The sequence below is a fragment of the Flavitalea antarctica genome, from assembly GCF_054461535.1.
In genome coordinates this window covers 20,345-36,346 of record NZ_JBTLQG010000022.1, presented here as the reverse complement: position 1 = coordinate 36,346, position 16,002 = coordinate 20,345, and the positions used below count along the sequence as shown (strand labels likewise).

Annotated in this window: 8 protein-coding genes; 2 read left to right on the top strand and 6 right to left on the bottom strand. The window is 43.5% G+C overall.

The genetic code is table 11. From position 1 onward, the window contains the following. Positions 1 to 2: 2 nt before the first annotated feature. From ACX0G7_RS17950 to ACX0G7_RS17925, 6 genes are all read right to left on the bottom strand, one after another. Entirely contained in the window at positions 3 to 5,285 is a 5,283-nt protein-coding gene (locus ACX0G7_RS17950) for a CHAT domain-containing protein (RefSeq protein WP_458924894.1), read from the bottom strand. Between the two features lie 190 nt (positions 5,286 to 5,475). After that, entirely contained in the window at positions 5,476 to 6,063 is a 588-nt protein-coding gene (locus tag ACX0G7_RS17945; RefSeq protein WP_458924893.1) for an N-acetylmuramidase family protein, read from the bottom strand. A 66-nt stretch (positions 6,064 to 6,129) separates the two neighbouring features. After that, positions 6,130 to 7,557 (bottom strand): hypothetical protein, encoded by a 1,428-nt coding sequence (locus ACX0G7_RS17940; protein ID WP_458924892.1) that lies wholly within the window; start codon positions 7,555 to 7,557, stop codon positions 6,130 to 6,132. A gap of 26 nt (positions 7,558 to 7,583) precedes the next feature. Next, complete coding sequence (locus tag ACX0G7_RS17935) at positions 7,584 to 9,560, bottom strand: hypothetical protein (RefSeq protein ID WP_458924891.1); 1,977 nt, start codon at positions 9,558 to 9,560, stop codon at positions 7,584 to 7,586. A gap of 123 nt (positions 9,561 to 9,683) precedes the next feature. Continuing rightward, a complete protein-coding gene (locus tag ACX0G7_RS17930; RefSeq protein ID WP_458924890.1) occupies positions 9,684 to 9,983 on the bottom strand; it encodes a hypothetical protein in 300 nt (99 codons plus the stop codon). A 23-nt stretch (positions 9,984 to 10,006) separates the two neighbouring features. Then, positions 10,007 to 11,029, bottom strand: coding sequence for a M12 family metallopeptidase (locus ACX0G7_RS17925; protein WP_458924889.1), 1,023 nt, complete (start codon positions 11,027 to 11,029; stop codon positions 10,007 to 10,009). Between the two features lie 978 nt (positions 11,030 to 12,007). Between ACX0G7_RS17925 and ACX0G7_RS17920 the strand changes: the two genes are divergently transcribed. Both ACX0G7_RS17920 and ACX0G7_RS17915 read left to right on the top strand, forming a co-directional pair. After that, on the top strand, positions 12,008 to 12,739 hold the full coding sequence (locus ACX0G7_RS17920) for a hypothetical protein (protein ID WP_458924888.1): 732 nt from the start codon (positions 12,008 to 12,010) through the stop codon (positions 12,737 to 12,739). A 50-nt stretch (positions 12,740 to 12,789) separates the two neighbouring features. Next, entirely contained in the window at positions 12,790 to 15,999 is a 3,210-nt protein-coding gene (locus ACX0G7_RS17915) for a TIR domain-containing protein (protein ID WP_458924887.1), read from the top strand. The last annotated feature ends 3 nt before the right edge of the window (positions 16,000 to 16,002 follow it).

The window sequence follows — 16,002 nt, the reverse complement described above, 5'->3', positions numbered from 1 at the left end:
ATTTAAATCAACTGTATAAGATTTTCCCTTAACTCGTCGAACCTGGCCTTCAATGCTAAAGCACGATCATTTCCTGCAAGCGTTAGTGCATCTGAAATAATCTCCAGGTTCTCCATCTCCGCCATCTTTTTTGACTTTGATCCTGCGCCTTTCCAAATGTTCCGAAGCCGGTCTGCCAGGCCACTCCAAACCTTTGCTGAAGCCGCTTCGGGATTTAGAACAATGGCACTTAGTTCATAAGAGAAGTCTTCGGTTAGTTCCCAATAATCCATATTCCTGTAAGCGACCCGTAACCGGGACTGTTTGCTTTTTACGAGCTCGGCAAGTTCTTTCTGTGTCCCGGGATTGAAGGCGTTACCACTTGCTGCCGGCATGAGATCCAGGATACTTTGCAACACTATCCAGTTATTCAATGCATAAGCTTCCTGCTTAATTTCATAGGCCTCCTTATAATAGTCCGACGCTTTTTTGTATAATTCCGCTTTTTGCGCCCTGTCACTGATCACCCCCAACCTTTTATATGCACTCCCTAACAAGCTCAGGCGTTCTGCCGTTCTGTTGATCTTCACAAGATCATCCAGGTCACTGATTACCCTCGCCATTACCGGTAGTAGTTCTCCGGGTGCGGGGACATTCCTGGAGTCACGCATACATTTTTTTGCAGTGATATTGCATAACTTCTCCAAAGAAGAAACGGAAAAGTTTGCTGTCTCTTCGCGTCGGAGTAATTCATATTTTTCTATAGCCGAATCATAGTCGCCTAACTCAGAAAGAATAGTTGCCTCCAGCTCAAGTATTCTTCCACTTCGGATTTCGGCTTTTGAAATCGCTTCAGATATTTCATTTAACCTGTTCCTGCCCTCCTCGCATGTAACATTCCTGGTATCCAGGTTATTTTGAAGATTATAAAGATCAACCAGCACTTCTTCTTCAATCGTATATTCAATAACGTTATCCTTTTTTGCTGTAGTTCTGTTTGTCAGCTTATAAAACGGATCACCATAGCATTGATAGGCACCCCATGTATTGTTGGAAGAATGATTTTCATACAGGTATCTCCTGGCGGCTGTTACAGAGTCACCAAAATTATAGCCTTCAAACATATGTGAATAGAAAATCCGGGCGAAATCGGTGGCAGCCTTGTCATTGACGGCCCAGCCTGCAGCAACAACTACTTTAACGCCAGCCTGTATAAGCTGTGTACCGATGTTGGCGGCAAGCCTGAATCTGTCCTGGTAATAAGTGTTGTCCAATACCTGCTGCTTGCCAAGATGGCAACAGTTTACAAAGACTAATTCGGGAACTGTACTTAGTTGTTTGATATCGGCAGTTGTCAGGAATACATTTTTTCCGATGACCATTCCCGATTTGTCGGGTTGGTCAGGATTGTAAACTCCATGCCCTGCAAGGTGAATTATTTTGAAGTCATTACTAAATAGATGGGTAATCAGCTGTCCAGCATTTTTATTGATAAGGGTGATATTAGGAAACTCATTTTTTGTGAGCATAGTTTGAACTTCAAGGGCCTCATTCCTGGCGCCATCAAGCTGGCCTATAAACCCCTCCAATAAAGGATCTCCAACCACCAGGGCAAGTTCTGTAGCCACTTGTCTTATATTCTCTGTGTAATTGGTAGTTGACAGTTGCCTTATCATACCTGCGCCGATACATAAAGGTTTGGCATCTGTAACGTTTTCCTGCAGCAGTTCCCACGGATATGCTGCGGTATCTTCATCAAGTATCCAGCTAATGCTTCCCTTTTTCCGGAGCCTTTCTTTAAACTCATTCGGAATCATAAGTTCAAACAATGCTTTCGCTGATGCCGGTGTCCACCGGTTTTGAGTAGAGATCTGTTCTATGAAAAGGTTGATAAGCCCGGTACTTGTATACAATTCCTGTTGTTCCTCCCGCGCCCCGCCGGTTGAAGAGCTGAACACAAGACTTGAAATGATCCTGGAATTATTGACTTCTTTCTTTTTTCTTACGGTGATGCGGTTCCACCATTCTTCCGTTATATTCATTGGCAGTCTTCTCCTGGAGCCGAAGAGTTTCCTGATCTTTTTGTTGGCTACCCTGATATTGTAAACATTGTTTTCTTTTCCTTCTATTTTACTCAGCACATAAAGGCAACCAAGTGCCCTGTCTTCAAGACGTTCTACAAATTCAATGTGCCTTGCCAGTTTCATTTCACCGGCATTGAGGGCTTGTATTTTTTTATTAGCGATGTTCACTCCTTCAATAACGGCTTTTATTGAGCTTTCTAACGTCAGCCCGCCATAGCCACACCCGATAATAAGTGCCGAGATTCCGACATCCTTTTTTACGGGTGATCCGCTGTTCACATTGAGCAGATATTTTGCCACACCCTGGGCGATAGACTTTGTCAGTAGATAAGCTGTAAGTGTGCCCGGCGCCCCCAGGCCAACTATAATTGCTCCCGGAAATTGTCCTTCTTTGTCGGAGAGGGATACCACGGTGTTTGTTCCTATGTCACCGGGATAAAGTGAAAGGCGGTGTCTTAAACTTAGCCGGCCACCTAGTATGTTATCTATCGACTTTTCGGCATATAAAATTCCATCGTTCAGAAAGTGACCCGCGACTATTGGAAAAGACGCATAGGCAAGATCGCCGGTACTGACCGTAACTGAAATGGGAATTTCATTTCCCGATTCAACGGGTGGTTTGGTTCTTCCGAAGATGGCGTTTCCGACACCTCTTTCGGAGAAGTCGAAATTATACACCTCAGGCATTCGGAAGGTTTTAGTTTCGCCTCTTGTAATAGGTTTAGAATTGCTTAAGAGATTAGTTGATCCTTTCTTAAGTATATCATCAATCCCATCAAAGATATCGGGCTCATCGGCAAGGGAGCCATGAGTCACGTCCACATAATAAACAGATCCTGATTTGACAAGTTCTTTCGGAATCCCGGATTCCCAGGTTACGCTTTGATCACCCTCGCTCGTACATAAAAACACCAGTTCGGTCCTTGGAGGTATCATATCATTATAGTAACCAGATGGAGTAAACTTGTCTTTGCCGGCTATATAAACAATATTGCTATAATCGATATCCGGGCTCTTCAGGTTAATATTATCCCTGTATGATTTGAAAGTATCCAAATGTTCGTCGTCGGGAATCGGCCATTGGACATCACCATGAGCCGCTGCCATTTTTTGCCATGTATCCCGGCTAGCGAAGTCGTTATCGCTGTCGGTTGTTAACGGTAACAAACTCAAGATGCCGGGGAAATTTGCAAACATGGCAATCAATTCCTTTTTCGTGTGCTTCCTGTCGAGCATGTTTAAAACATTGATAATTGCATCAAACCCAAACAACACAGTAAGAATACGGAATGATCCGCCAAGTGGCGAACCGAGGAATAGTAGCCTGAAACCCTTTGTTGCATTTAGTTTGTTCCAGGTGGCGGTATGATTGATGATAAAGTCCCTGACCAATACACCACCCATTGAATGTCCAATTATCTTAATGGGCTGGTTATGCGCCATTAACTTAATAATAGTATCATTGAAGTCTTTCGCGCAATCATTCAGTTGTTTCCGCCAATCGAAAGGGTAGATAATAATGTCATAATTGTAAGAAAATCTGTCAATGATACGGCTATAGGAAGAGCTGATGATAGAGTCAGCAGTAATGCCGTCATCGTTTAGATCTGCCAGATCATAGAGGCCCCCGGAGATCATTTTGAAATAGGCGATCCAGAGCTTTGTATCTTTCGCTGAAATGTTGGAGCCCATAATGCCAGGAAGAAATACAAGTATTGGTTTCTGGCCTGAAGGTGGATCTGGAAATGGAAAAAGCTCTCCATAATCGAGTCCTAAAAAACCCCTGTCGCTTGCAGGAACTTCGTATTGGCCGATACTTGTAAAACCGGGAATATTACTGCCGTTCGAACTTTTTAAGGCAAGTGTAATGGCTTGCCTGGTTTTATCATTCTGAAAATATTTAACATGGTCCACCTCCGGACCCTGGTCAAAAAAGTACTGAATATTGCCATTTCTTTTGTTGCCAAGGTACATGGAGTCTGTGTTTACGACCAGGTCGTTTCTCTGGCCATAGAAAAGTTTACCTGCGATAAAAAATAGCCCCGCGAGGGTTGCACTGAGTTTGCCGTTGCCGGAAATGACGGTGAGTTGAGTGCCCGGCAGACCAGCGTCAGCACGGTCATTCAATATTTTTATAATGGGTGATTCGGGACCCATCGCTTCAAGTCCGGGCAGTACACTAATGTCTTCTTTTGTTCTTAGTGTTTCACCGATCAGTTCCTTCAGTATGTCAGCGATCGGGTTAATCTCTCCTCCCAGAAGGTTGAAAAGCACATTAAGGATAGTATCGAGGCGTTTTGAAGCGAGTCGGGTGCCAGCCGCGGGACAAGCTATACGGATAAACTTTTCAACGGTTAACTTCCTGGTTTCAAAAATTTGATTCAGTTCTTTGATGCAGGCAATGTCATCAGTTCTATTGTATTTCTCAAGCAATTTTATGTGCTCACCTGAAAAGCCATGAACAAGATTATCTTCCATTGTTGAATACCTGCAGAGGATCTCTCCCAGCAGCCCACCCCGTGAATGGCTGATGATATGCAGATTTGCTGATTGAGGTAGCGACTTAACAAGGTCCAGGACATTTCTGAGCGGGCTACGGGTAAGCGTCCTGTGTTCATAAGCAAGTACATTTTTACCGTAAGTATCATGTATATACTTCCAGGTTTCTGAACCTGCCAGTTTTGAAAAAGCGCCCCTGGTGTTGGAATTGGTTCCGTGCAGGAAGAGTAGATATGTCTGACCAGTCGTAGTAGTGTTGTAACTATCAAGGCGAAAGTTCCTGTCGAGCGAAAATAATCCTTCGCCTCCGGCCATTAGTTTGTCTTCGGAACGATCTGCGATTGAATTTACCCTACCCGGAATATCTGTCTTCACAAACACATTCAGGATCTTTAAGGCAATGCCGCCGAAGATTCCCCGTTCACTGACTGATGATTCCAGCGTTGGAGGAATTTGAAAAGCCTCATTGCCATCCCGGTAGGAACTATCCATCTCAGGAAACAATTCATGTAAAGTTCCTGCATCGCATAGCCAGGTGGTATTATCATCAAAAATGAATTCGAGGACTTTGTCATTGTTGTTTATGACGATGTCATGCGGGATTTGCTGATCCCTGTTTATGCCGGATAACGAATAACTGGCAACCGGTTGAAGTGTGGAGGGGGTGGCTGATACGGGCAACGGCTGTTTTTGGCCAATAACGCTTAGGGTTTTGATTTGCATTGAAGCTTTATATGATTATGATTTAAATCGACGGCGAAATCAAATCAGCACGGTTTCACTTTACAGTTGCTTTCAGGAGGGGAGTATCATCGTTTAGCGATGACCTTACGGAGAACATATAGACCAGGGTATAGATCCCTAATTTACTAAAAAAGACTTTACAAAGTTTTGGATGATGTTCGGTTAAGGTCTAGACTCCAACCGGGGCAACCTGGATCTTACTGAATTTTTCAAAAGCCTGCTGCAGTTTTTTATCGTAATTGTTTTTCCAGTAGAGCGGTCCGTTGTATGATCTTGCAAAAGATTTCCAGTCATGAGCTTTGAGTTCATCATCAAGTAACGTGCTCCTGATATAGCTTATGAATGTGGTAAGATGTTCGTCTTCGCCGGAACTAAGTAGCGCGATAAAATCCTCCACGGAATTACAATCACATCTTTTATAGTTGAAGCCCATAATTTGAAATTTCCCCCAGCTGGCAGATAGCAGCGCCGCCTCCCTGTCTATTTTAGCCGCCCTGTTAAGCCTGTCATGTTGTTTGCTTACTGGGCCATATTTGCCTGGCTTCCAGGTGGGATACAGGATGTCTTCATTTCCCTGCACATGCAGCTCAGGCTTAATTCCCTTTAGTCTTAATTGCTTCCAGAAAATATGAGGTTCAAACAAAATTTTTAACTGGCCATTCTGCAGGAACCCTTCACCGTTGCTTTCAACTTCAGCTACGGCTTTTATTACTGCGGGTTCAACACCAAGTGCAAAGGCACTTTTTTCAAATTGCATTTCGGAGATCATTTGATAAGTTTTGACTGGTTATAGAATCGGGTTTAGAGATGTTCTTTATAATGATCAATGAATCGTGTATTCAACATACAGATGACTTTCATTGACCCGGTCATATCCTATTTTCACCGCTGACGGAAAATCATACTGGGTTGAAGCAAAACGATATTCGAATAACTGCTCATTTTTGGCAGTATGATAAATGGTGTCTGAACGAAGGATCCGCCCGCGTGTGATGCGGTTGTATGCTTTCATCGTCTTTGAATTAAGCTTGTCTGTTGTTCCATTACCAGGTTGTTCATGAACAGGAAGCATGATAACCAGTTCTTCATTGATCAGCCCGGTGTCTGGCACAACTTCTTCATAGCCATCAGCATCATGATCAGCCTTGTATAGCACTACCCGGCTTAGCAGATCCGGCAGGGTAGGGATAGTTCCGTTTTGCAGCTGCGGTTTGTTCTTTGTTTCAGAGCTGGCATCTTGCAGTGAACTCAACTTATTTATTGAAGCGCCTGATGAAAACAATAGGATCCTTTGTTGCTTGCCAAGTTCGAAAGCCAATAAACTTCCATTGCTGTTCCTGAGTTTATTCATCTCCAGGGCTATTCTTCCCATTTCATTTAACCATACATGATCAATGCGCCTCCAGTCCTGGGTATTACAATAGAGATCTATTACTGATTTTGTGTGCTTATCCTGCACCCCTGGATCTACGCCAGGCAGTACTGGCCGGGCGAACTTGTTGTTAAATGGGAAGTCTTTTGAATCGGATTGATTAGGTCCGGCAGAATTTACTTGGAGCGCGTCAAACATCAGGCTGGACGATGCTTCGAGACTCATCACCTTTTCTGTTAGCGGCGCTGGATGTCCATTTGCTGAATTACCGCTATCTGAACTTTCTTTAGAGCCAGCCTCAATTAATGTATAGATATTAAGCGCATCTTCCGGAAATTCCGGAAGCTTCAAGGTTTGCCCGGGCGATAGATATTTTGCTTTAAGACCCCACCAGCTGACCAGGTTTTCTATAGCAATATTTTCTTTCTCACCCTGATCCAGGAGGTCTACCGCATCCAACATCTTTTCAATGTTTCCTGATTCACTAAACCTGGCGCGCGCTTCGTCCTTTAATAATTTGTTGTTTTTCCGAATAGCCTTTAAATGCTTCTCAACAGTTTTGTTTTCATTGAAATACATGTTCGTCGGGGATGAAAGCCATAATGCCGCGACGTTTAACTTTCTTAATACCGATTCCGCAGATATGAGGCCCGATGTACATCCGCTGTGCTCACCTGTCAATATTATAGTTAGTGGCTTGTCCCCAACAGTTTTATAAATATCCTCAGCTATTTCCAATTCCCTCGAATCATTTGCTCCCGAATAAGATCCAAAATTAACCAGCACAAAGGAATGGGCATTACCGTATACAAACCTAAGCAGAAAGCAATTTCCCCGGTCCAGTAAATTATACATTCGGATGGTTACTCTTGTGGTCATAAAGCTGATCTTGACAAGGACTATTATTAATGAGTATGTATTGCCGCAAACGGTTCTTCCTCCTGCATTAACAGCGCTGAGTCGCTTGCCGGTAGTCTGTTCATTGCGTAATCCAGTTGTTGTTTGAGACGGTTAGCACTCGATATTCTTTTTATAATTGCATAACGTATGTCAAGCGTGGCAAGGTCAATGATAAGTGTTGAGCCACCGCGAAGCAGATACCGGTCATTTGCAAACTCTCCTGAAAAAGGGCTGTTGCGCAGATCCACATATACTTTTTGTAAGAAGGTTATGATCAACATCTTTGACGTTGCCCCGGTACGCGGGTTATGCTGTAATACGGGCCTGCACTTGTATACCTGGAACCGTTTGCCTGGCCAGGCTTTAAGGCTTATCTCCGTACCAGATAGTTCATCAGTTATCGAATAAGTGATTTGCCGGAAGCACATACCCAGCAATTGTTCAAGGTTGGTGTTGATTCCTTCGAAGTTGCTGGTCAGCATATCGTGCACGCAGGCAGAAAGTTTTAATGACTCATGAAAAATACTTTCCCTGTCTTCTGTTCTTAGAATCTTTTCCATACTCCGGGTTACTGCATCATGATCAGGATTAGTGCTGCCATTGGTTGTGTAATCGTTCTCATCTCCCGGGTCGAACATATAATGTATAGCTTTCCTGAGATCCTCAGCCTGTCCTGGGTCCTCAAAATATTCTTCAATGGGTTTCCACATCAATGAATCAACAGACCAGGTATTTGTGTTGGCCGGTATGATGCCCCAACTTCGGAAAGCCTCTAATAAAGCATAGCGTAATCCATCTTCATCATCAGGATTCAATTCCACATCGGAAGTAATGAGTGCCCGCAGGTAGTCGCCAAAGTAAAGGTCAACAGGAGGGCAATAATCAAGTGCACGTATACAAACCATCATAAGTTTACCTGCGATTTCACAAGCTTCCTGCGACAAACGTTTAACGAGATCGGGATCAATTTCGCCCTGAGAAAGAATGCCAGAGCCATTGGAAGCAAGGCGGATGAGGTCTGCTACCTTATACCTGTAAAGCCGGGCAAATGCGTCAAATACCGCTGCAACTAAAATTGCTCCCCGTTTATGAGGTTGAGTTTCTGTCTGGTATTTTTTTGGATCGGGAGTAACGAGCCTGAAATTTCCCTGTTCATCTTTATCTACCAGGAAGCTTCTTAACGCGCGGCGGCCCGAAGAAACGGACTGACCGAACTGAACGGCGAGGTCGCCAAGAAAATTCTGTGATGATAGAAAATCGCCGCGGGAGTTCTGTATTTGTTCCTCAACAAAACTGGTAAAAGTAAACCTTTGCAGCAGCGCAATTATGTCCGCGAACCCCTCGTGAAACGCCGGCATGTCGGCGTTCGTTCCTGTTCTCAGGTATGGATGAATACTGTCGAGGATAGCGTGGGTAATTTCGTGCGCGACGATATCAGGTGACAGGCAGGTGAATATGGCAGTGCCCGGAATGTTGGATCCGTTCCAATGTGCCGTTGATCTAAAATATCCGAATAACAACGCCATTTTTGCAGGCGAGTAATAGGCGTTCTGCTGCCTCAATGCGTGGGGATAGATGCGAAGTGTTGGAACATATTCATGTTCATACTGGTGGCGGCCTTCAGCGCTATTCTCTACGAGTCTTGACCAGATGATCTTTCGTCCAAGTGCTTTTTCAAACTGACCGATCACACTCATGGCAACAGCATAAACCTGTTGCTGATGAAATCTCGGATCTCCCTCCGACAAGGGCAATCCATGATCAGCGAGTACATAACTATCCTGCAGGTCCAATGCTTCATAAAAGCATGCCTTGGTGGGATCATAGTCAATCACATCAATATATTCCCCGCAAGGCCCTGGCTTTGTATCCTCCCATTTTATTCTATAAATGACCTCATTGGTCTGCCTGCGATCGATCGTGCTCGCGAACGACGGGTCAAAGGCATAACCCCTGAGTTTTCGAAACGAAGGTTTGGTCATGGGGTTGTTATTTCGATGGCTGGCCAAAGACTTAATCGCCTATTCTTAACTAGTCTTCAGGCAATAGTTGTATTGTCAGATAATTCCTTGGTTACATAAATCAGCATTCTTGTTTATTCATCCTTATGAGACTTTAATCGTTGAGTTAATCATTTTTGGATTGCTCCATGAGTCACCCCAAAAAGTTTCAATGGTTGCCATACCCGGCCGACGGGCCACAATCATTACCGTTCCCGGTGATCCTGCCGGTTCGATAATTTCGCCTGTTGCAGATAAGACTCCAGGATAGAACGGACCAAGTAATTCAACCACCTCATAACCTGACATTACCCGGCCGCCACTGGCAGCAATAACCATGAGGTCGCCGGTTTGCAGATTTATCAGTGCTGCAATAGGCCCGTCGATGTTAATCAGACGGGCCATGAATGAATAAAGTTTAACATCAGTTAATGTCCATTAGATTCTGCGACTGTTTCCTGTGCCACTCTTTCTATATCCTTTTCAGATACATCTTCGGTTTCAGGCCATTGCTCTGATGCTGATGGGCCCTCTGCTGATCCTGAGCCAGGTTGAAATGAAGGAGGTTTCGGATAGATCCGGCCGGCAAAAGCATAATCTGTGGCATTGATGTCCACTCCACCTGTTATAGGACGGCCATCACGTGTGATAGAACCCGGAAGTTGATAACACATGATGGATGTCTGATCAGCAGGTGTGCCAAAGATCGACATGTTTGATAATGGAGTGAGCACTTGCTGATTAACCATTGCCTGGTTCCATCCCTGGGTTCTCCAGAAATAATCATATGCTTTCTGAGGATCTATCCGGTTCACCAGTTCCTGGCGCATATGTTCGTGCGGAAAGCCGAGCGTATGTCCGGTCTCATGTCGTATTACCCGTATGAATTCACTTTCAGGGGTGTTCATGGTGAATCCCTGCAGGTTCATAGTTGCCTGGTTCGATGGTATGAGCAGGATATCAGTACCGAGATAAGACCAATAGCCACCGGGACCAGTTGAAATCCTGACATGACCTGTGCCGGTTGTTTGATAAAACGAGATACCTGCTGTTCTGGTCCAGGCATTCATGTGTGTCAGGATACGGTTCTTAAGATTAGCCGAAGTGGCTTGCATAAAACTAACTGCCAGCCGACGTGGAGCGGGTCCCCAATATTTGGAAACCAATAATGTCAGGAACTGCGGGTCCGACACTATCTCTGAAGACATGGCACTCATCATTTCAAAAACAGGCGCATTAGTGGGGTTGATCCGCATGGCAGTTTCTGCTGCTCTTCGCAGTAAACGCTCAGGCAATTGTTTTATACTACAGCCGATTTCTTCAGAAGCGACGTTGCCCGACATGCCGCCTCCTCCCGCTGTATCATCAGTAGCATGGCCGTTTTGCAAGGCGGCTTTAGCTATTTCTGCGATTTTTTTAAGAGCATCTTGTTCTTTTGAATTTTCTTTCATGGTAACCTCCGTTGTTTTAAGTACAAAAATTAAATGACAAAAAATCACTGCAACACAGTGGTTATCTACAGCGGTGTAGCAGGATTATGATTTGGTAAGCAATTAGAAGGTTAGTCGTTTCAATGGGAAAACACGATGACAGTCAATCGATATCTTATTCTAATCAAGGCCAGGCTGTAGCATATAATTAAGTCTTCGGAGAGTACCGTAGCAGAGTTTGGATGACGGTAGAATTACACCAGGCATAAGTCTCCCGTATACCAGACGGGTATCAAAATCCATTCAATAAAACCAACATCAAGTGCGGATCAGCTACAAAAATCAGAAAGTCTCACCGGTGAAAGCGTATGCCTTTAGAATAAAATGGGTTAGTGAAGCGGTGTTTTGATTTACGAAGAAGTTGTATTTCCGCCACCAAGGTAAATAGTTTTGTTTTACGTTGAATAATATATTCTTACTTTTTTTGAGGATTCATAGCCGGGCATACTGCATAGTTAGCCCGCGGCATCTTTGTATTTTAAGTTAGACGTAAAGTTTGCACAGCGGGGTAACAGGGAATATTTTTTTTCAGAATTTTCTTGTGAGCTTAGTTGGCTTTTGTTTCTCATCCCCATTTTATCGTTATCCTACCTTCGATGTGATAGAAGTGGTCAGGGTTTGTAAAGTGTTTCCCGATCTACTGGCCGCGAGGAATGCCTACTGGTTTTAGGAAATGGCAATTGATTGCCTGTTGTGAAGAAAATTTATTATTTTACTTTAAATAAAGCTATCAATACCGATCCCCCCGAAAACCTCTCTCTCTGATTTTCAGCATTTCACCACACGCAGATTGACGATCCAAAATCGCGGTTTCGCCGATTTGATTTTTTATCCGTCGCTGGCCAAAGGGTTTGCCGAGCCTGCTTACAGTGACTTCGGCTATTGTGTTTGATCTATGGCGTCTGTAATAGATTTTTAACCTTAAAATAAAGAAAGATCATGGGAGTGCCTAACATGTTTAATGACATTATTCAGAAACATCTGAATGTCTTTGCCGCCTGGGTGCCAATTGTTAACCAATACAACCTCGGTGACTATGGCATATTCGCTGATGGAGTGTTTTCCAAACTAGGGAATATCATGGAGGATTTTAAAGTGACGTTTAAAGAGGGTGTTGGCTCAGAAGCTGATATCGACTTTACGTCTGAAGGAGCAACCGTAGTTAAGTTGGGTGGAAACGCGACCGTTGCTGTAGCGGCGGCGGGCCAGGTTAAAGCCGGTGTGCAGATCACCTTTTCAAAGGAGAAATCCTTCCTGGTAAAGTCGCCGAAGATCACGGTGAAAACAATTGAAAATGTGAATGCGGTGTCTAAGCTTTTAAAGGCAACCGGAGTTTGGGACGGCCAATGGAAAGTTGTGCACCAGGTGTACAATGCGATCGATGCCATTATCGTATCTACTATTGAGAAAGGCACGAAGCTCGATTTTACCGGGGAAGCTTCGTTGATCGGGGATATGAAACTTGGTGGTGTTGGTGTTAATGTCGACACCAACAAAGCACTTGGCCTTAAGATCAATGGTAAGAATGGCGTTATCGGTCTTGGTTTATTCCGGATCAAATCGAAGATATTCGGTGGATCGAAAGTACTGATCATGGGCGACGGCGATCGTGGCGATGATGATCAGCCAATCTTTTTAGACCCACAGGAAGTTCCCGGTGATGATGTATAACAGTTGCACCGGGCATCTTTTTCGCCACTTGTATTTCTAAAAAAGTTTTCATGGAGCAATATTCCAGGCCGCTCAAGGTCTTTATTTCCTATTCGCACAGTAATACAAATGAGAAAGATGTCATAACAAGATTATTACTCCAGTCCGGTAACCGATTCGAGATTTTGTCGGATACTCTGCTACAGCCGGGTGATAACTGGCGGGAAGTTTTAATGCGCATGAGAGATGAGGCAGATGTTTTTCTGTTGCTGATATCTCAATTCTATCTTGATTCAAGAATGATTCCTTCCCATGAGATGCCCCAGATTATGAGAAGAGGTGACGCACGTGAGGCTTATGTGATTCCAATTATTCTTGACCATTGCTCCTGGGATCAGGAACCATTTGCCAAATGGCAGGCTGTACCAGGCTTCGGCAGGCCAATCACAGATTTCGAAAATAAGGAGGACGCTTACGCCGAGGTAACAGAGGCATTAGATTCGTTATACTACCTGGTCAAAAATCATAAAGCCCTTGATATTATAAAAAGGGCCAGGGAAACGCAAAGTACAAGCTTAGACCTGTCGAACTGTAATTTGTATAGTATCCCGAGGGATATTGCTGACATGAAATGGGTCACCAGCCTTGCCTTGCAAAAAAATAAAATACGAAAAATTGATAGTCTTGAGCGGCTTGTTAATCTCACATATCTGGATTTATCAGATAATGAAATCCGAACGATTGAAAAGCTGGATCAGTTAACGAACCTGGATTACCTTGACCTCGAAAGAAACCGGTTGACTGAAATCACTGGTCTGGAAAATTGCTTAAAGCTTGAGTTGCTTGGTCTTTCAACGAACAACATTGAAGTGTTATCCGGGATCGCGCATTTAGATAACCTTAAGATTCTTTATGCGGCACGTAACCGGATAGCCGACATTTCAATTCTCGCAGGGTTAAAAAATCTTACGCGGATTGTACTAACAGATAATCAGATTATATCGATCCGTTCTTTATTGCCCCGATTAAGTAAAGGACTATCCGTACACCTGAAGTATGCACTGAATAAGGATGAGACCGGATTATTTTTAAGAGGCAATCCCATATCTGATCCTCCATTAGAAGTAATTGCGCTCGGTACAAACGCTATCGTCGATCATTTTGCCAAGGGAAAAAGACATGGTGAAAAAAAACTTGAAGTGCTCAAGCTCATCCTGATGGGTAACAGTGGAGTGGGCAAGACAAATTTCAGCCAGTTTTTACGGAAGCAAAAGTTGAATGAGAGCCATGTCTCTACGGACACACTTGAAATTCAAAGCTGGAAGGCTCCTTTCCTGAAATCTGAAAGTGGCGAGATGATGCTCGTCAACATCTTTGATTTCGGGGGACAGGATTACTATCATGATCTTCACAGGCTATATTATTCCCACGATACAGCCTATGTGCTTTTATGGGACACGGCAACTAATTTGTATGCCGAACGTAAGGAGCAACTACCTGATAAGAGCGAATTGATCTATGAGGACTTTCCCATTGAGTATTGGCTCGAATCCATCAGGTACATTTTGTATGGAAAAGAACCGTATCTTTTTAATGGTGCAAAGAAAACGATCAATGTAGAGCCGGATAACACTAATTCAAAAGTCGCTGTCGGGCCCGAGGCCCCGATAGTTTCCGAAGAAGCGGTTGTAAAAGCAGATCTGACAACCTCGGCCCCTGTATTATTACTTCAAAACAAGATTGATAAAGGGGAGGGCCTGCTGAACCAGGTTTTACTTCGTGAGAAATATCCGAACATCACCACATTCTTCAACGTATCGCTGGCCAAAAACAGCCGGGTGGGCAGTATTGAGGAAGTCCTTGATTCCTGCCTTGGCAAATTAAACCTGGCGGGCAGGAAACTTGTCACTTACCAGCACGAAATCATTGAAAAGTATCTGGAGACAAAATTGCCTTTCGAAGTACTTACGCTTGCTGAATTTAAGGATAAGTGTGAATTACTCATACCGAGATACAAAGGCACCCTTGATATCTCGGATGCCAAAACCATAGCAAGCGTGTTGACAAATCTTGGTGCTTTGTATTTTGATCATGCAGGCTCAGATGATAACGACGCAAACAGTATAGTATTTACCAGCATTGGCGAGCTGAACGACCTGATTAAGCAGTTGATGAACGAAGCAAAACAGGGAAGTAGCAAAGGCGTGTTTTTTGCAGACCAGGTAAAAGATTTCAAATACATCGGTCATATACTCCCCTTATTATTAAAAAATAACTCGGTCATCCGATTGAATCAGGAAACATACCTGGTGCCACAGTTTTTGCCTGTAGCTGCAGAATCTCATATCGCTAACTTCGCCAGGGCGTTTGTGCATTGTCATATCCGTTACATCTATACTGCTTATTTTCACAAGCTGCTGGTGATGTCGTTGTTTTCTAAATTTGTCAGTAAGAATTCTGGTGGAGTTGAATCTGACAATTCAATAAAAGCAATCTATTATTGGAGAAATGGATTGATCTTATCGCAGGAAACAACTGACCGTCCCCAAATGGCATATATCAGGTTTTTAAAAGAGCCAAATGCATGCAGGATTGAGATCCGCACTTTATATCCTTTTGGAAGAACCGGTCTCGAAAGAGAGATTGAAAAGGAAATGGACGAATTGAACAAAGGTTGGAGTTTTACAAAGGAGGTTTCAATAAACAGTAAAGATTTTTTTGAAGTTAATGCGATGATCAGCCAGGTGAAAGGAAAAAATTTCATATTCCCGGGTAGCAAGCAAAACTTCACGGTCAATGACTTCAAACATCTCGTAAATTTTGAAAAGGTTCCAAAGAAGCTATTCGTTTCTTATTCTTCAAAAAATGCGGAATTTGTAAAACGCTTCTGGACCCACCTGGATGTATTGCGTGCGGCAGGTTATATCGAACCCTGGTATGACCGGAAAATAGAAGCCGGTACCAAATGGGATGATAGCATTCAAAAAGAAATGCTTAGCTCGGATATAGTCATATTTTTATTGAGCCCCGATTTTCTTGCCACTCCATATATCATGAATGAAGAGGTAAAAAATGCGATGGAGATGGAGAACAACAAGCAATGCGAATTGTTCTTTATCCAACTACTTCATTGCAGCTGGGGCGAAACCGAACTGAAAAAATACCAGCTGATATTAGATCCGGATAACAGCGGAAAAGAAGAATATTTTATCGGTAATCCCGGCAATGATGAAGCGTGGAAAAAGATTATTAAGTTATTAACGGCAAAGGTGCAGGGTTGATTA